The organism is Photorhabdus stackebrandtii (genome assembly GCF_011189495.1).
Classification (GTDB): domain Bacteria; phylum Pseudomonadota; class Gammaproteobacteria; order Enterobacterales; family Enterobacteriaceae; genus Photorhabdus; species Photorhabdus khanii.
Window position 1 is genome coordinate 134283 of sequence record NZ_PUJV01000002.1, and the last position, 17968, is coordinate 152250.

A 17968-nucleotide genomic window follows, 5' to 3' on the forward strand; every position below is an offset into this window, starting at 1 on the left:
TGTATCTGCTTAAAAATTCAGCGTCAGGTAATATCACATTAATTGAGAAGGTCAATTGGCTTTCTAGTTAATAAGAAAGTTAAGTTAGCTGCTGTCCTGGCAATATTGCCAAGTGTGACATTCACCACTGCCTCATAATTCACTGAGAAAGTTATGGAAATTGTAGATTACTTTACCCAGTTGAGATCACAACTAACTGCTTTTATCTTTACTAATGGCGATGGGCTGACCGTTTCCCACCCAGGTATCTTGATTACCCTGTTTTCTAAACAAAGTCATTGAGATACCCAGGAGAAAAAACAGAACATTCCAGCCTGTTATCTATGTATAAACCGGATTACATGGCTGCTTTGAAGATTGCAACGATTTCTTCATGGGTAGCCTGAACTGGATTAGTTAAACAACATATATCTTTCAGGGCATTCGTTGCCATCATGGGCAAATCTTCTGGTTTGACATTCAGTTCAGCCAAACCCGCAGGAATACCAATATCTTTTAACAAATTACGAATTTCAGCAATACATGCTGCTGCCCCTTGCTGATCATTCATGGCTCTGACATCTGCCCCCATCGCAGCCGCAATGTCTTTCAAACGATCAGCAGCCCCTTTGGCATTGAATTCTTGGACGTGCGGCAATAAAACTGCATTACATACCCCATGTGGTAAATCATAGGCCCCCCCCAACTGATGAGACATTGCATGGACATATCCGAGTAATGCGCTATTAAACGCCATACCTGCCAAAAATTGTGCATAAGCCATGTTCTCACGGGCTTCTATATTACTCCCATCTTCTACCGCATGACGCAGAGATTGGCTAATCATAGTGATCGCTTTCAACGCACAAGCATCCGTTATTGGGTTAGCCCCAACAGAGACATAGGCTTCAACCGCATGAGCCATTGCATCCATTCCGGTCGCTGCGGTTAAACTTTTCGGCATTCCTACCATCAATTCCGGATCATTCACGGACATAATAGGTGTGATCTTTTTATCCGCAATAACCATTTTAATATGGTTATCCACATCAGTAATGACACAGAAACGCGTCATTTCTGATGCTGTACCCGCAGTAGTATTAATAGCAATCAATGGCAAATGTGGTTTAGATGAACGATCAGTTCCTACGTAATCCCGGATATCTCCGCCGTTAGCTGCCAGCAGCGTAATAGCTTTCGCACAATCATGTGGCGAACCACCACCTAAAGAAATAACGCAATCACAATTATGCTGACGCAAAACATCCAGACCTTCAGAAACGTTAACCGTCGTCGGATTCGGATGGGTACCATCGTAGATCGCACTCTCAATACCCACATCAGCCAGCAAAGATTGAACTTTTGCTACTATTCCAATTTCATTTAAAATGCGGTCAGTCACAATCAAAGCTTTCTTGTAACCATAATCTTTCATCGAACCTATCGCTTCAACCAGACAGCCCACTCCCATCATATTTACCGATGGCATAAAAAAAGTCTTAGTCATCATTAGCAAGTCCTTAATATTAAAATAGTTTCAACATAAAAATATATAATAAATTGAAAAAATAACTTCATGGAAAAATAAACAATCCTCTGGCAACAAATATAAATAATAGCTCTATTTAAATCATGCAACTTAAAAAATATAAATATATACCTCGATATAATCAGATGATATCGATTCAAATACCGACTTTATAATGTTTTTGGTTGGTAATATGTCTTAATATAAATATAATAAACTCAATAATTCAAAAAGATCATATATCAATTCATTACACTACTGCTTAGGAGTTTATTGTGCCCTCTAACGAAATATTTAACCGTCTGACTGTGTTACTGGATAACAATCATGCCCGTTATCGGGTGATAAAACATCCAACCGCAGGGCGTTCTGAAGAAGTTGCAAAGATCCGTGGTACACAACTTGGACAAGGTGCTAAGGGATTAGTTTGTCATGTTAAAGGAGAAGGGTTTCGTCAATATGTACTTGCTGTACTCCCTGCGGATCAACAAGCTGATCTCTCTGTGCTAGCAAAACAGCTCGGTGGCACTCGTGCATCCTTGGCAAGTCCTAAAGAAGTTTCTGAACTGACTCAATGTGTGTTCGGTGCTATTCCACCTTTCAGTTTCCATCCAGATCTAAAACTGGTTGCAGACCCTTTATTGTTTGAGCGCTTTGATGAACTGGCCTTTAATGCCGGCAGTCTTGAATGCTCTGTCATTCTCAATACCAAAGATTATCACCGGATTGCACAACCTGAACTGGTGAATTTTCGGCGGACCGAATAAATACAATGGCGAAAAATTAAAGTGATAATAGGCCAATTGAAGAGATGTCATGAATAAATTTCATTGCTAACTTGAGGTAAGCAAATAACTCTCAACTCAATGATGAAAAATTAATTAAATAGTCTATAGGAATAGGCTATTTAAGATAATACTTTAATCTTTTTCATTTAAAGCAGTAACTATCCATCAGCAAATTCATATCATTAGATAAGATCATCATTATATAAACATTAAACAAGAAGATATAATTATCAAATATCATGAATATCTAATTATTCACTGTTTAGTCATATACAAAAAGTCATCAATTACATTAGGGAATAATTCCAAACCCAAATGAAGAGGGTTTCTTGATAGGAATTTTCAATTATTTTAATTTCAGAATCTTTATTTCAAACGTCGTCCACAAAATGACATGTCAATTATATTAACGTTATATTGGCAACAATTTAATACATCTGTTCATTATATTTTATTAAATACAAAAACCCACACTCATTGTATTCTAAATCCGCTTTCAGAAAGAAAGATTACATTTTTCCAAAATAAGTTTTTAAGGAGTAAAGAATATGACTAATAAATTAGTTACAGGTGCAACTTTTTTCGATAGGAAATACTTTCTAGGCGAAGGACATCATTATCCAGAAAACGATAGCATTATTCCACTGCCTTACGATCTCAACGATAGATTTCGTTCAGTGAAAATTGGAACGCTATCAAAAGTCTATGCGTGGCGTCATTATAGTAATTGGGAACCAGGCCAACGCTATCGTGAATGGGACTTTGATCATCCAGATATTGATAGAGAAATTAAAGGATTATCTAAATTTAAAGTCGCACCAAAAGATACATGCCTGGTTGCATTAAGAGTCATTGATGACACCAATTCAGGTATAAGATTCTCCATGTTCACAAACACAGTCTGTGTAGGACCAGTTGAAACGACGACTGATGATGATTATGCGCTCGTTGGCATACTCCCATATAATAAAGAGTTAGTCACTGCTATTGCGATAAGGAATACCAGCACTGGAGTATACATTAATAACGGATCATTCTATTTTCATCGTGATTCAAATGGTGTTGTTACTATTGATGAGAAGGCTAACTTCCCTAAAAATCTGAGAATAGTTAACGCAGGTAATAACCGTTTTGATATTCATATCATCAGTACCGACTTTTCGTTCTAATCCGGGTATGATGTAATAATAATTAACTATTGTTTTCAGACAGGCTACGTTCTGAAAATTTAAGTAACACCGTTGCGGCCTATCATCAACAACCGCAACGGTGTATTCCAAGGTTATCAAAGGCTTGATACTGTAAATTATTTTTTTCTTATTTATCAATATCTAATAAATCATCAATAGTAAATAACGATGAAACAGAGAGGTCTTAGTTTCTGCAGAAACAGTAAATTTTTAACATTCGATAATTCACTTTCATATATTCCTCTTTTCATAAAAATTTATAAAAACAGAATAAAAATCCTAATTTTTTTAAACAAATATCAAATTAATCCATATGATCAATAATTAAATCTCCTATTTTAATTCAGATAAATATTTACTTAACGATTCTCTTATGAATTGTCAATAAATCCAATCATTCCATTACCATAAATCCATTTATAGGTATTTTCGTAATATTATTAATATAAAAAATCCGACAAAATTTATTCAAAACACCAACCATGAAAAATATTCATATTAAATTAGAGTACTAAAGTCATGGTAAAAACATTATTCTTTTTTAACCGGACATACCACATCTAAAGATGAGAAACAAATAAATTACCAATGACAAATGTCACATAAAAAACACAGATCAACTTGTGTAAAAAGTAGAAACAGATAAACACTATAAACTTAACATTAATATTATAGGTATGCCTTCAGGAAGGCATTACATAGGAATTTATTAACAGAAATATTTTATTTTTAATAATCTATATATTATTCACATCAACTTTGAGGAGTATAAAAAATGACAAAAGAATTAATCACAGGTGTAACGTTTTTCGAAGAAAAAAACTATCAAGGTAAGTCACATGAATATCCAGAGCTTGATAAAATTATATCGCTCCCTTCCCATCTTAACGACAAATTTCGTTCAGTCAGAATTGGAAAATTATCAAAAGTCCATGCATGGCGTCATTATAATAATCCAGAGAGTCAATATTATGAATGGGTAGTCGATAACCCAGATATTGATAAAGAAATTAGAGGATTATCTAAATTCAGGATTGTCCAGAAAGAGACTAGACTGGTTGCACTAAGAGTCATTGATGATACCCATTCAGATGTAAAATTCTCTATGACCGTTAAGATATTTAACGGAGAAAAGCAGGAAAAAATCGAGGTTAACACGATAACTGGTGATAATTATGCTGTAGTTGATGAACTACTTATGCAAAAAGAGATAGTCACTTCAATATACGTAAGAAACACCAACACCGGAGAATATATTGGCAACGGGTCATTCTATTTTTCTTATGATGCACATGGCGTTGCAATCATTGATGAAGACCTCAATTTCCCTGAGAATCTGAAATTGGTTCATGCAGGAAGTAACCGTTTTGATTTTCACATTAATTAGTACTGACCCTATTGCTTAATCCGGGATTAATGTGACAATCATCACTCCCAAATAAATCATATTCTGAAAATTTAGAGCCGCGCCGTTGCGGCACATCAGTGAAAAAACCGCAACGGTGCATTCCAGGATTATCGCGAAAGTTAACTACATCATACCCGATACAAATACTTCACTCTCCTGGTCAATCGGTGATAGCAGGATTTACTCCATCCACTCAGTATGGAAAACCCCCTCTTTATCAGTACGCTTATAAGTATGAGCACCGAAATAGTCACGCTGAGCCTGAATCAAGTTAGCGGGTGATACGGCTGAACGATAACTGTCGTAATAAGAAATAGCAGCGGAAAAAGTCGGTGTTGGGATACCATTCTGCACACCATAAGAGACGACATCACGCAACGCTTGCTGATATTCATCAGCAATTTTCTTGAAGTAAGGTGCCAGTAATAGGTTAGCAATATCTGTATTTTCGTTATATGCATCAGTAATTTTTTGCAGGAATTGAGCGCGAATGATGCAACCGGCGCGGAAAATTCCAGCAATCTCACCGTAATTCAGGTTCCATTGGTATTCATCAGATGCCGCTTTCAATTGCTGAAAACCCTGAGCATATGAAACTATTTTCCCCAGATAGAGTGCACGGCGTACTTTCTCAATAAATTCAGCTTTATTACCTTTAAATGGCTGTGCTTCTGGCCCACTCAAAACTTTAGCAGCGGCAACTCGCTGATCTTTCAGAGAAGAGAGATAACGCGCAAATACAGATTCAGTGATTAGCGTCAATGGAATACCTAAGTCCAAAGAGCTCTGACTGGTCCACTTACCGGTCCCTTTATTTGCTGCTTCGTCCAAAATCACATCAACCAGATATTGACCTGCTTCATCTTTCTTACGGAAAATATCAGCCGTGATTTCAATTAAATAGCTGCTCAGCTCGCCATTATTCCAATCAGTGAAAATCTCATATAACTCTTCGTTACTCAAATTCAGGGCGTTTTTCAGTAAAGAATAAGCCTCAGCAATGAGCTGCATATCACCGTATTCAATCCCATTGTGAACCATTTTCACATAATGACCGGCACCATCCGGGCCAATATATGCCACACAAGGTTCATCTTCAGCTTTAGCCGCGATCTCTTGCAAAATTGGTGCAACCAACTCATACGCCTCTTTCTGACCACCCGGCATGATCGATGGCCCCTTCAATGCGCCCTCTTCACCACCGGAAACGCCTGTACCGATAAAATTAAAGCCTTGAGCAGAAAGCTCCCGGTTACGGCGGATAGTATCCTGAAAATAGGTATTACCACCATCAATCAAAATGTCACCTTTATCCAGATGAGGAGTCAGTGAAGCGATAGTTTTATCGGTTGCTTCGCCAGCCTTAACCATAAGCAGAATACGGCGCGGTTTTTCCAGTGAATCGACAAATTCTTCGATAGTGTAATTTGGGACTAATTTTTTCCCTGGATTTTCGGCAATCACTTCGTCAGTTTTATCACTTGAACGATTAAATATAGATACGGAATAACCACGGCTTTCAATATTCAGTGCCAGGTTACGCCCCATCACCGCCATACCGACAACACCAATCTGCTGCTTGGACATGAATAACTCCTGTCTGATGATAATACTTGCACATTAATTATCATTAGTATGCAATTTGTTAATGTGATCACATGTTAACTCAGGATTAGGCTCAGTGGATAGTTATTGCTGCTATCAATACTGCCATAACTTATTTTTTAAAAAAAACTTCCTCAGATGAAAAATCAACTATTGAAATTTGATGAGTCAATGCCCATTATTCATTATTCGGCATGAGCCGTCATATTAAAAGGTAAAACAAACTGTATGGAATGGATCGCAGATCCGACGATATGGGCTGGACTGGTTACTCTTATCGTTCTAGAAATTGTCCTCGGAATCGACAATCTGGTCTTTATTGCCATTCTGGCAGATAAACTTCCTGAAAAACTAAGAGACAAAGCGCGTATCACAGGGTTGACTTGTGCACTACTGATGCGTGTCGTGTTGCTTTTTAGTCTCTCCTGGCTGATAACGTTAACTAATCCATTAATTACGCTCTGGGAACATCCATTCAGTGCCCGTGACTTGATTATGTTGGTAGGTGGCCTTTTCTTATTATTCAAAGCGACTATGGAGCTAAACGAGCGACTGGAAGGCAAGGATGCACACTCAGGGCAACAACGCAAAACGTCTAAATTTTGGACAGTTGTCGCACAGATAATTGTCCTTGATGCCGTCTTCTCTCTGGACTCAGTGATTACTGCTGTCGGTATAGTTGATAACATCGGTATCATGATCGCAGCAGTAACCATCGCGATGTTCCTGATGATACTGGCAAGTAAGCCATTAACAACCTTCGTCAATGCTCATCCAACCATCGTTATTCTCTGTCTGAGCTTCTTGCTGATGATCGGTTTCAGTCTGGTCGCCGAAGGTTTTGGTTATCACATACCAAAAGGTTACTTGTACGCCGCTATCGGCTTCTCAATTATGATTGAATCCCTGAATCAATTCGCTCAGTTTAACCGCCGCAGATTTCTTACTGCTTCCCGATCACTGCGTGAAAGAACAGCAGAGGCCGTTTTGCGTATCCTCAGTGGCAAACATGAAAAGGCAGAATTGGATAACCATACATCTAATCTGATTTCTGATAATCAGGAAGTGTTTGATCCACAAGAACGCCAAATGATTGCCAGAGTTCTGGGCATGGCGCAGCGTAACGTCAACAGTATCATGACCTCACGCCACGACGTGGAATACCTTGATATCAATGCACCGGCAGAAAATCTGACGCAAATACTGAGTAAAAGCCCTCACACACGTATTGTCGTGACAGATGAAAATATCAGTGACGAACCATTAGGTGTTGTCCATGTTATTGATTTACTGAATCAACAACTCAACCAACAGCCTTTTGATTTGCATTCGTTGATAAAACAACCGTTGATTTTCCCTGAGCAGCTCTCACTGCTTCAGGCATTGGAGCAGTTCCGCCAGGCGCAGACTCACTTCGCGTTTGTCGTCGATGAATTTGGTTCTGTGGAAGGTGTTGTTACTCTGACCGATGTCATGGAAACTATCGCGGGTAATCTGCCGGTAGATGGCGAAGAAACTGATGCCCGTCATGACATTCAAGCGACTGAAAATGGCTACTGGATTGCCAATGGTTATATGCCGCTGGATGATTTGATCCTTTATGTTCCTTTGCAACTGGATGAGAAGCGTGAATATCAAACCTTAGCAGGTTTATTGATGGAACATTCACAACATATTCCACAGCAAGGTGAACAATTGCAGATTGATAATTATCTATTTGAACCACTGGAAGTCACTAGTCACCGAATTAATAAGGTAAAAATTACGCCATTAGTTACAGAGGAAGAAAATAAAGAATAACCCGGTACAGTTTGGTCACTAACAGTATATTGCATCACTAAGTTCTTATTTTCCTCCAAGAACAAGGTAAAAACCCGGTCAGCTCATTTAAACTGTACCGGGCTTTTGCAGCTTAAAAATTCGGGAGTAAGTAATCAAACGATAAGAATTTCTGATGACATTCTGAAAGACAAAAAAATGAGATTGTTACGAATATGCCGGCAGATTATTTGAGATTTCTCTCTCCCTGAATCACTTAATAAGGCCGGAAATCCCTGGCATTATGGTGTCAGTAATGCACACTCAGCAGAAAATCACCCGCTTAACCTACAAAGCTTATATATGCCAGCTTACGGCACATCAGGTAATCTTCTAATCTACTGATGTTCTTTGTTGTTACTATTACGGATACCCCAATCATTGATGATCTGTTTTGCTTTATTCTCCAGCTCATTACGCAGCAATTGCTCAATATCAAGGTTGTATTTCAGATTGCTCCAATTACCATAAACCCGCAGCGGTACTTTCAGTTTGCTCAAACGGCGCACCCATTCATCATCTGCATCCCATCCTTGAGTTACCTGCACTTTTAAAGCGACATCAACATCTTGTTTAAACAAGTTGGCCTCACCCTGACCATCAATATTTAGCAGCTTGGATACAGCATGAAGCTGACTGATTTTTACATCACCCCGATTAAGCACTGCTTTAATATCAAGCCATTCAGCACGGGTAAAGTTATCCATATCATCAGGAATATTCACTTTATTCGTTGCACGGGCAACAGATTGCTGGATCAATTGGGAGATATTCAATCCATGCATTTTGGCATTAACTAAACTGAAATTAAGATCACCATGCCAAATATGCGAAATAGCATAACCATCATATCCTTTACCCGAAAGATCTCCATTCAGATTAAATTTACCACTAAATGCCTGTGGTAAAGAAAATGCTTTGAGTATTGGTTCCAGTTCTATATCTTGCAGTAAGGGCTTGATATGTAATTTAAGTTGATTACCTGTTGCATCCAGAATGGTTGGAATAGAGAAATGACCGCCAAATAATTTCCCACTCAGAACAGAAATTTCGGCAATACCATCATTACTCGCTGCTTTGAATATCAGGTCATCGATCTCCATTCCCCGATAAATAAATTTGTTCGCATTAACAGTAACACCGGCATTAAAATCATTCAGAAATGCAGCGCTGTAATCAGGCTGCACTGGGCTCGAAACCGCAATCACCGGTTTAGCTGAGCTATTCTCTATCCGGTAATGGCGCTTAACTTCTGAATTATCTTTAGGAAAAGAATCCCATCCCACCAGATTATCCAAATTCAATTTTTGGGAAGATAAATTTATCTGATAATCAGGGTGAACACCCAACATTGCCTTTATACTGCCATGCAGCTCACTCTCATTAGCCGTGAAATTCAGCATCTGTAAAGAGATTGTTTGTGGTTCATCTGTCGTTTTTTCCTGATAAACAGCATTCACTTTTCCCGAACCACTAATCCCCCCCGTGGGTATACCAACCCCCTGAAGCTGATAATCGAAAGAATCAATATTACCGGCAACATGATATGGATAACCCGAAATGTCTACATCTGCATTAAGGTTAAAAGCCAGTTCTTGCTGATTCTTACTGACCTTACTGCTCAACTCTACACTGATATGGTTTTGATCATCTCGTTTCATTAGCAGATTAATATCGCGGACATTCAACTGAACGTGATCATCACTTTGCCAGATAAGCAAACTGTCAGCGACCTTAATTCTGGCAATATCAAGTTTCCAGCGCTCCCCTCTAGCGATAGGGTTTGCCGGATTCCCTTTCGGTGCAACAGGGACATTCTCTTTTTCCTTAGCTTTGCTCTCCGGGGTTAATCGCAACACCGCCCCTTTCAACATCACCTCCTTAACTGCAAGCTGATGGGAAAGAAGTGGCCACAACTCCACATCAAGGCGCATATTTTCTGCTGTAACCGCCGGCTGCGTCGCTCCCGGTGCAGTCAATGACATGCGCCCGGTAATAATGCTGAGCTTTGGCCAGACATGCCAGCGCATACCGTCTTGCAGAACGAGTTGGTAGCCACTCTTCTTTTGCACCTGCTTAACCATATAAGCACGAAAATCATTCGGGTTCACTAACATGACTAATGCCGCCAAACCGGCAATAATCACGACCAGCAAAATAACCAGTGTCGTCAGTAATCTTTTCATGACTTCCTCAGCTTTATTAAAACGGTAAATGCGACTCAGTAGCCGATAAAAACATTAATCTTCATCAATACGGCTACCCACCGCACCTTGCTGATTTTTATATTTTGCATCCTGACGACGATTATATGGACGATCAGCCGAACCAGATAATGGTTCAAAACTCAAAGCACCGATCACCATACCCGGACGTAACGCCAGAGGCAATTTACCAGAATTATAGAATTCGAGAACAATCTGACCATGCCAGCCCGGATCGATACGGTGCGCCGTCACATGCACCATTAGCCCAAGGCGGGCAAGAGAAGAACGGCCATCAAGCCAGCCCACCAAATCATCAGGCAACGTGACGGACTCCAGAGTAACAGCCAGCGCCAGCTCTCCGGGATGGAGGAAAAAAACCTCATCGTCAGGCAGGATAATTTCATCACTCATCACGCGATCAAGGGCAGCACTCACTTCGTCTTTTGGGCCACTCAAATCAATATACGCAGCAGTATGACCACGGAAAACACGAAACTGATTTCCAAGGCGCACATCAGCCGTTGCCCCGTTAATTCGTTCAATCGGCGGACGTGGAGAAATGACCAATTTACCTTCATCAAGCCATTTAATAATGTCACGGTCACAGAGTCGCACTATTTTCCCTCTCAAATACGATGATGCTTATCAATGCCTGACAAGCAAAGTTTTATTATTCGCAGAACTGACCAATTTTGGCTTTCAGCACATCAATCGCTACGCGGTTTTTACCTCCGCGAGGCACAATAATATCTGCATATTGTTTTGATGGCTCAATAAATTGCAGAAACATTGGACGTACAGTTTTATGATATTGCTCAATAACAGAATCCAGAGAACGCCCTCGGTCATTAACATCCCGTTTAATACGACGCATAAGACAAATATCCAACGGTGTATCAATGAAAATAGAGAAGTCCATCTCCTGGCGCAAGCGCTTATCCGTCAATAGCAGAATACCTTCCAGAATAATAACTCTTTTCGGCGCAAAATGAATCGCTTCTGACTTGCGGGTATGAGCGACATAATCATACTGTGGTAATTCAATCGATTTACCGGCTTTCAGATCTTGCAGATGAGAAAAGAGCAGATTGTGATCCATGGAACTTGGGTGGTCATAATTGGTCTTATAACGCTCTTCCATTGACAGATCGCTTTGGTCTTTATAGTAACAATCTTCTGGAATAATACCGATGTTGTGATCACCAACCTGAGCGCGTAATTCACGGTAAAGTGTATTCGCAATGAGACTTTTACCTGAGGCAGATGCACCGGAGATTCCTACAATTGTGCACTGATGTGCTTCGTCAGCCATAATAGAGATTAACCTGATTCTAGAAAAAATGGGGAACAAAGCACCTAAGAGTGCTAAGTCGGGCGAGATTATAGGGAGTTAATGGTATCTGTTCCAGTGTAAACAAGATTAAGTCTCATTTTTTTCGAAGCGTTTCGCATAAAAACCATGCAACAGAGATGAATCTAAAAAGAATTCTTTCTTCAATACGCAAAAAAACGGGTAATGAAAATATCATAACCCGTTACTATTCATCGAATATGGCGAATATCGGTATCAAACAGCGCGGAACGAAATCTCCGTCGGTATCTTCTCTCCCTGCCAGTACATCTGCGCAGAAATATTCGCGGCAATTTCCCGGTAAATATCCGTGAATTCACTATCAGGATTGCTGATAACGGTGGGTTCTCCACGGTCCAGATCTTCACGTAACGAAATATGCAGAGGAATTTGTCCCAACAGTTTGCAATGATATTTAGTGACCAGTTTTTCCGCCCCACCGGTACCAAAAATAGGCTCGAGGTGACCGCAATTGCTACAAATATGCGCACTCATGTTTTCAACGATACCCAGTACAGGAACCTTCACTTTTTGGAACATGACAATGCCTTTCATCGCATCAATTAAGGCAATATCCTGAGGTGTTGTCACCACTAGCGCCCCCGTGACCGGGACGTTTTGTGATAACGTAAGCTGAATATCACCGGTTCCTGGTGGCATATCGATAACCAGATAATCAAGATCCGGCCATAATGTATCCTGTAGCATCTGCATCAATGCCTTACTGGCCATCGGGCCACGCCATACCATTGCATTGTCATCTGTCACCAGATAACCAATGGAGTTAGTGGCAAGGCCATGAGTCATAATAGGCGCCATATGCTGACCATCCGGGGAAGTTGGGCGTTCTTTGGCAGTTCCCAACATACTCGGAACAGAAGGACCGTAGATATCCGCATCCAGAATACCCACTTTTGCCCCTTCCTGAACCAACGCCAACGCCAGGTTTACCGCGGTGCTGGATTTACCCACGCCACCTTTACCTGAGCTGACAGCCAAAATATTACGAACACCATTAATTCCCGACAAATCGTTAGCGCGGCGTAATGTGCTGATATCATGGTTCAATTTCCACGCAACAGATTTTGCGCCGGTCACTGACTGCAATTTTTGCGTTGTCGCCTCTTTTAGAGTTTCAAAACCACGCCGCCAGACAAACGGCATGATCAATTCAATGTGCAGAACATCATCAAGCATCGTACAGTGATGCAGGGCTTTCAGAACTGTCAGATCGTGTTCTAGTGTCGGGTGTGTAAAAGTAGCAAGTATTTTTGTTACCTGAGATTTCAGCAGGTCAGGATTGGTCTGCTCGGGGGATTTTGCGCTCATCCCGGCTCCTTTGATTATCATGATTAACTATAAAAACCATCTTTTCATCATAACAGAACCCAATGAGTTCGGATAAGGTCAGCAACAAAAACCCACTTCTCAATCACTGATTCAATTTTTATCCAATAAAACCCGCGAAGATCAAGAGTTACCCTAGCGACAATTTTTTTGATCAGGTAACATCAAACTCCCTTTTCACTTATTGGAAGTCAGATCCTTACTATGTCTCAAGTCGCAAAAAAATTATTGGTGACGTGTGCGTTGCCATATGCTAACGGTCCAATCCATCTTGGTCACATGCTGGAACATATCCAGGCAGATATTTGGGTCCGTTTTCAGCGAATGCGCGGCAAAGAGGTTCACTTTATCTGCGCCGATGACGCTCACGGAACACCAATCATGCTGAAAGCTCAGCAAATGGGTATTGCTCCCGAGGAGATGATCGCCGCCGTGAACCAAGAGCATCATCAGGATTTTACTGGCTTTTCAGTCGGCTATGATAACTATCACTCTACGCACAGCAGAGAGAACCAAGAATTATCAACTGAAATCTATCTGGAGCTGAAAAAGAACGGCTACATTAAGAATCGTACTATTTCTCAGTTATACGATCCTGAGAAAGGGATGTTTCTACCTGACCGCTTTGTAAAAGGCTCCTGCCCGAAATGTAAGGCAGAAGATCAGTATGGTGATAACTGTGAGATTTGCGGTTCAACTTACAGCCCAACGGAACTGATTAACCCACGTTCTGCTGTCTCCGGTGCAACGCCAGAACTGCGTGAATCCGAGCACTTTTTCTTCGATTTACCTGTATTCAGTGACATGTTACAAGCATGGACCCGTTCCGGCGCATTACAGGAGCAGGTTGCTAACAAGATGCAGGAATGGTTTGAATCCGGTTTACAACAGTGGGATATCACCCGTGATGCCCCCTACTTTGGTTTTGAAATTCCTGATGCACCGGGCAAATATTTCTATGTCTGGTTGGATGCGCCTATTGGCTATATGGGTTCTTTCCAAAACCTGTGTGACAAACGCGAAAATCTGAGCTTTGATGAGTTCTGGGCAAAAGATTCCACCGCCGATCTTTATCACTTTATTGGTAAAGATATTGTCTATTTCCACAGCCTATTCTGGCCGGCCATGCTGGAAGGCAGCGGTTACCGCAAACCAACAAATCTGTTTGTTCACGGCTACGTCACCGTCAACGGCACGAAAATGTCCAAATCCCGTGGTACCTTTATCAAGGCCAGCACTTATCTGGATCATCTGGATGCAGACTGCCTGCGTTATTACTATGCGGCCAAACTCTCTTCCCGTATTGATGATATCGACCTGAACCTGGAAGACTTTGTCCAGCGTGTTAACAGCGATATCGTTAACAAAGTTGTTAACCTGGCTTCCCGTAACGCGGGTTTCATTAATAAACGCTTTAGTGGCAAGCTGGCGGATAAACTTGCTGATCCAGCGCTTTACCAGAAGTTTATTGATGGCGCGAAAGTGATTGAAGAAGAGTTCAACAACCGCGAATTCAGTAAAGCAATCCGTGAAATCATGGCATTGGCTGATTTGGCAAACCGTTATGTGGATGAGCAGGCTCCGTGGGTTGTGGCAAAAGAAGAAGGCCGCGATGCAGATCTTCAAGCCATCTGTTCAATGGGCGTCAACCTGTTCCGCGTTTTGATGACTTTCCTAAAACCCGTTTTACCCAGTCTGGCAGAACGCGCAGAAGCTTTCCTGAATACAGAACTGACCTGGAATGGCATTGAACAGCCTCTGCTGGATCATCAGGTTTCCACCTTTAAGGCCCTGTTTAACCGCATTGATATGGATAAAGTCAATGCGATGGTTACTGCGTCTAAAGAAAGCATCAGCGCACCACAAAAAGTCAGCGGCCCGCTGGCAGAAGATCCGATTCAGGATATGATCACTTTTGATGATTTCGCCAAAGTTGATATGCGCGTCGCCCTTATCAAACAGGCTGATTCTGTAGAAGGCTCAGATAAACTGCTGAAACTGACTCTGGATCTTGGTGGCGAAACCCGCCAGGTATTTTCCGGTATCCGCTCCAGCTATCCCGATCCAAAAGCACTGGAAGGCCGTTTAACCATCATGGTTGCCAACCTGGCTCCGCGTAAAATGCGCTTCGGCATTTCTGAAGGAATGGTAATGGCTGCTGGGCCTGGCGGAAAAGATATCTTCCTACTCAGTCCTGACAATGGCGCACAACCGGGTATGCAGGTGAAATAACAACCAATTTATTGCAAATATATCTTACATGCGGGGATCAGCGATGGTCCCCGCTTTTTTTGAATGTGATCTATGGCACATTCCTAGGGTTAATTGTATGATGAATACCTCACTGGAATTAGGAATTTTGTTATGTCGTTTCGTGAAGTACTGATTATAGGTTGGCAGTACCTGCGAGCATTTGTACTGATTTATCTGTGTTTATTAGCAGGCAATGCCATCTCTGCCCTGTTACCCATCGCAGTCCCCGGCAGTATTATCGGTATGTTGATATTGTTCGTCTTATTGGCTTTCCAATTGATCCCTACCCACTGGGTAAAACCAGGTTGCACTCTGCTACTGAAAAATATGACTCTGCTGTTTCTGCCTATCGGTGTAGGCGTTATGAATTATTACGATCAACTCAGCCAACAGATACTACCGATTGTCCTTTCATGCCTGATCAGCACCGCAATTGTTATGATTATTGTTGCTTACAGTTCCCATTATGTTCACCGCGCACGTCCAATTATCGGCTCTGTATCAGAAGTTAAGACTGAACAAGAAAAACAAGAGAAATAAATATGTTAAGTCACATTTGGTGGTCACTGCCATTAACATTGATTGTATTCTACGCCGCAAGAAAACTTTCACTAAAATTCAAAATTCCTATTCTGAATCCCTTATTGGTTTCTATCGCTGTACTGATTCCAATATTGTTAATAACCAATACCCCTTATGAACACTATTTCGCCGGCAGCCAAATTCTTAATGATCTGCTTCAGCCCGCCGTGGTTGCGCTGGCATTTCCTTTATATGAACAGTTGCACCAGATCCGCGCCCAATGGAAGTCCATTATCAGTATCTGTTTTATCGGCAGTATTGTCGCTATGGTTACAGGTACCGCTATTGCATTGTGGATGGGCGCAACACCTGAAATGGCCGCCTCAATACTGCCTAAATCAGTCACTACGCCAATAGCAATGGCAGTCGCAGATGCTATCGGCGGTATTCCGGCAATCAGTGCCGCTTGCGTCATTTTTGTCGGCATTCTCGGGGCAATATTTGGCCATAGCCTGTTCGATCTCTTGCAAGTGAAAACCAGAGCATCCCGCGGTTTGGCAATGGGAACAGCATCACATGCTTTAGGCACCGCCCGTTGTACAGAAGTCAATTTTGTTGAAGGAGCATACAGCTCATTAGCACTGATGACCTGTGGTATCATTACTTCACTGACTGCCCCTTTTGTGTTCCCGGTGCTGCTATACCTATTTGGCTAATTACCAGTTTAAAAATTTGATATAAATCTCTCAATTACCGGATTTAATTACATAATTTTCACTATTTATGTGATATAAGTCACATTATAGATCTAATCAGAGCACCTAGAATGATCTCAAGTTAATTTGGAGATCATTCTATGCAAGCTCGCTTTCGCTCTATTTGGGCCCAATTGCCATCTAAACTACAGGATGCACTTTTGCCCCATGCAGGAAACAACGACTTCCCTGCCATGTTCACGGCTGAACAAGCTGAATCTGTCAAGAAAACCTGTGGCTTTGACGATAACACCTTGGCTATCTCCCTGCTGCCACTCGCAGCGGCATGTTCCCTGGCTCCGATATCACATTTTAATGTCGGCGCAATTGCCTGTGGTGAAAGCGGAAATCTCTATTTTGGTGCAAATATGGAATTTACCGGCGTACCGTTACAGCAAACTATTCATGCTGAACAATGTGCTATTATTCACGCTTGGCTACGCGGTGAGAAAAAACTAACTTCTATCACAATTAATTACTCTCCATGCGGTCACTGCCGCCAGTTTATGAATGAGCTTAATAGTGGCACACAATTAGAGATCCACTTGCTAAAACAAGAGCCTTTAACATTAGGTGACTATTTGCCAGACTCCTTTGGTCCTAACGATCTGGGTATCACTACCCTATTGATGGATCCGGTTAATCATGGTTATAAACTAGAAACCACGGATAAATTAGTGCTCGTTGCACTGGATGCAGCAAACCGAAGCCATGCTCCATACAGTAATTCATACAGCGGTACAGCACTGCTGGGAAAAGATGGAAAAATCTATCCTGGGCGTTATGCAGAAAATGCCGCATTTAACCCAAGCTTACCTCCATTACAAGCGGCCTTGATCCTGATGAATATTTCTGGTGGTGATTGTCTGGCTATCGAAAGAGCGGTATTAGTTGAGGGAAAAAACAGCGAGTTGTCCCAAAAAAGTGCAACTCAATCCACACTTGCTGCACTAGGCTGTAGTAAATTTGAGTACCACACGTTCTAAATTCAGTGAAAAATGCGCTTTCCCTCTATTCAGATTATATATATCAATTAATGGGGAACACTATGGATACTATTACGGCAGAACTGCAACCGTGCGTATACGAAATTGGTATCGACGGCTTTGCCGGGCATCACGCCCGGCAATAGAAAGTCAAATACACAATGGAAGATTTTCTCCTACAAAAACAGTTAACGTAACATTTTATCAGCTAAATCTGGATGTTATCTCTCA

14 protein-coding genes are annotated in these 17968 nt (G+C 41.3%); 8 read left to right on the forward strand and 6 right to left on the reverse strand.

The window, feature by feature from the left end; translation table 11 throughout:
• Positions 1 to 337: 337 nt before the first annotated feature.
• Positions 338 to 1489: an L-threonine dehydrogenase gene (gene yiaY, locus C5470_RS02160; protein ID WP_166285568.1), complete on the reverse strand. Its 1152-nt coding sequence runs from the start codon at positions 1487 to 1489 to the stop codon at positions 338 to 340.
• 293 nt (positions 1490 to 1782) lie between these two features.
• Between yiaY and C5470_RS02165 the strand changes: the two genes are divergently transcribed.
• From C5470_RS02165 to C5470_RS02175, 3 genes are all read left to right on the forward strand, one after another.
• Positions 1783 to 2274, forward strand: a complete 492-nt coding sequence (locus C5470_RS02165) for a YbaK/EbsC family protein (RefSeq protein WP_166285570.1) — start codon at positions 1783 to 1785, stop codon at positions 2272 to 2274.
• Positions 2275 to 2843: 569 nt separating this feature from the next.
• Positions 2844 to 3464: a beta/gamma crystallin domain-containing protein gene (locus C5470_RS02170; protein WP_166285572.1), complete on the forward strand. Its 621-nt coding sequence runs from the start codon at positions 2844 to 2846 to the stop codon at positions 3462 to 3464.
• Between the two features lie 796 nt (positions 3465 to 4260).
• A complete protein-coding gene (locus C5470_RS02175; RefSeq protein WP_166285574.1) occupies positions 4261 to 4872 on the forward strand; it encodes a beta/gamma crystallin domain-containing protein in 612 nt (203 codons plus the stop codon).
• A gap of 201 nt (positions 4873 to 5073) precedes the next feature.
• Here C5470_RS02175 and gndA read toward each other — a convergent pair whose 3' ends face one another.
• Positions 5074 to 6480: an NADP-dependent phosphogluconate dehydrogenase gene (gndA, locus tag C5470_RS02180; RefSeq protein WP_166285576.1), complete on the reverse strand. Its 1407-nt coding sequence runs from the start codon at positions 6478 to 6480 to the stop codon at positions 5074 to 5076.
• 246 nt (positions 6481 to 6726) lie between these two features.
• Here gndA and C5470_RS02185 point away from each other — a divergent pair, with 246 nt between their 5' ends.
• Entirely contained in the window at positions 6727 to 8298 is a 1572-nt protein-coding gene (locus tag C5470_RS02185; protein ID WP_166285578.1) for a TerC family protein, read from the forward strand.
• A 356-nt stretch (positions 8299 to 8654) separates the two neighbouring features.
• Here C5470_RS02185 and asmA read toward each other — a convergent pair whose 3' ends face one another.
• From asmA to apbC, 4 genes are all read right to left on the reverse strand, one after another.
• Positions 8655 to 10502 carry an outer membrane assembly protein AsmA gene (gene asmA / locus C5470_RS02190; RefSeq protein WP_166285580.1) on the reverse strand — a complete coding sequence of 616 codons (1848 nt, stop codon included), beginning with the start codon at positions 10500 to 10502 and terminating at the stop codon, positions 8655 to 8657.
• 54 nt (positions 10503 to 10556) lie between these two features.
• The gene (gene dcd, locus C5470_RS02195; protein WP_166285582.1) at positions 10557 to 11138 is read right to left on the reverse strand and encodes a dCTP deaminase; all 582 of its coding nucleotides are present in this window, start codon (positions 11136 to 11138) and stop codon (positions 10557 to 10559) included.
• 55 nt (positions 11139 to 11193) lie between these two features.
• Complete coding sequence (gene udk / locus C5470_RS02200; RefSeq protein ID WP_166285584.1) at positions 11194 to 11835, reverse strand: uridine kinase; 642 nt, start codon at positions 11833 to 11835, stop codon at positions 11194 to 11196.
• Positions 11836 to 12090: 255 nt separating this feature from the next.
• Entirely contained in the window at positions 12091 to 13203 is a 1113-nt protein-coding gene (gene apbC, locus C5470_RS02205; RefSeq protein ID WP_166285586.1) for an iron-sulfur cluster carrier protein ApbC, read from the reverse strand.
• Positions 13204 to 13425: 222 nt separating this feature from the next.
• On the opposite strand from apbC, the gene metG reads away from it, so the two are divergent.
• The 4 genes from metG to cdd all read left to right on the forward strand — a co-directional run bounded on the left by metG (position 13426) and on the right by cdd (position 17737).
• Positions 13426 to 15453, forward strand: coding sequence for a methionine--tRNA ligase (gene metG / locus C5470_RS02210; protein ID WP_166285588.1), 2028 nt, complete (start codon positions 13426 to 13428; stop codon positions 15451 to 15453).
• A gap of 132 nt (positions 15454 to 15585) precedes the next feature.
• Positions 15586 to 16014 (forward strand): CidA/LrgA family protein, encoded by a 429-nt coding sequence (locus C5470_RS02215; RefSeq protein WP_166285590.1) that lies wholly within the window; start codon positions 15586 to 15588, stop codon positions 16012 to 16014.
• A 2-nt stretch (positions 16015 to 16016) separates the two neighbouring features.
• Positions 16017 to 16712: a CidB/LrgB family autolysis modulator gene (locus tag C5470_RS02220; RefSeq protein ID WP_166285592.1), complete on the forward strand. Its 696-nt coding sequence runs from the start codon at positions 16017 to 16019 to the stop codon at positions 16710 to 16712.
• A gap of 140 nt (positions 16713 to 16852) precedes the next feature.
• On the forward strand, positions 16853 to 17737 hold the full coding sequence (gene cdd, locus C5470_RS02225) for a cytidine deaminase (RefSeq protein WP_166285594.1): 885 nt from the start codon (positions 16853 to 16855) through the stop codon (positions 17735 to 17737).
• The last annotated feature ends 231 nt before the right edge of the window (positions 17738 to 17968 follow it).

Bases quoted from the DNA above. Each gene is read 5' to 3' on its own strand.
- yiaY (WP_166285568.1), bottom strand. From the start codon at position 1,489: ATGATGACTAAGACTTTTTTTATGCCATCGGTAAATATGATGGGAGTG.
- C5470_RS02170 (WP_166285572.1), top strand. From the start codon at position 2,844: ATGACTAATAAATTAGTTACAGGTGCAACTTTTTTCGATAGGAAATAC.
- C5470_RS02175 (WP_166285574.1), top strand. From the start codon at position 4,261: ATGACAAAAGAATTAATCACAGGTGTAACGTTTTTCGAAGAAAAAAAC.
- gndA (WP_166285576.1), bottom strand. From the start codon at position 6,480: ATGTCCAAGCAGCAGATTGGTGTTGTCGGTATGGCGGTGATGGGGCGT.
- C5470_RS02185 (WP_166285578.1), top strand. From the start codon at position 6,727: ATGGAATGGATCGCAGATCCGACGATATGGGCTGGACTGGTTACTCTT.
- asmA (WP_166285580.1), bottom strand. From the start codon at position 10,502: ATGAAAAGATTACTGACGACACTGGTTATTTTGCTGGTCGTGATTATT.
- udk (WP_166285584.1), bottom strand. From the start codon at position 11,835: ATGGCTGACGAAGCACATCAGTGCACAATTGTAGGAATCTCCGGTGCA.
- apbC (WP_166285586.1), bottom strand. From the start codon at position 13,203: ATGAGCGCAAAATCCCCCGAGCAGACCAATCCTGACCTGCTGAAATCT.
- metG (WP_166285588.1), top strand. From the start codon at position 13,426: ATGTCTCAAGTCGCAAAAAAATTATTGGTGACGTGTGCGTTGCCATAT.
- C5470_RS02215 (WP_166285590.1), top strand. From the start codon at position 15,586: ATGTCGTTTCGTGAAGTACTGATTATAGGTTGGCAGTACCTGCGAGCA.
- C5470_RS02220 (WP_166285592.1), top strand. From the start codon at position 16,017: ATGTTAAGTCACATTTGGTGGTCACTGCCATTAACATTGATTGTATTC.
- cdd (WP_166285594.1), top strand. From the start codon at position 16,853: ATGCAAGCTCGCTTTCGCTCTATTTGGGCCCAATTGCCATCTAAACTA.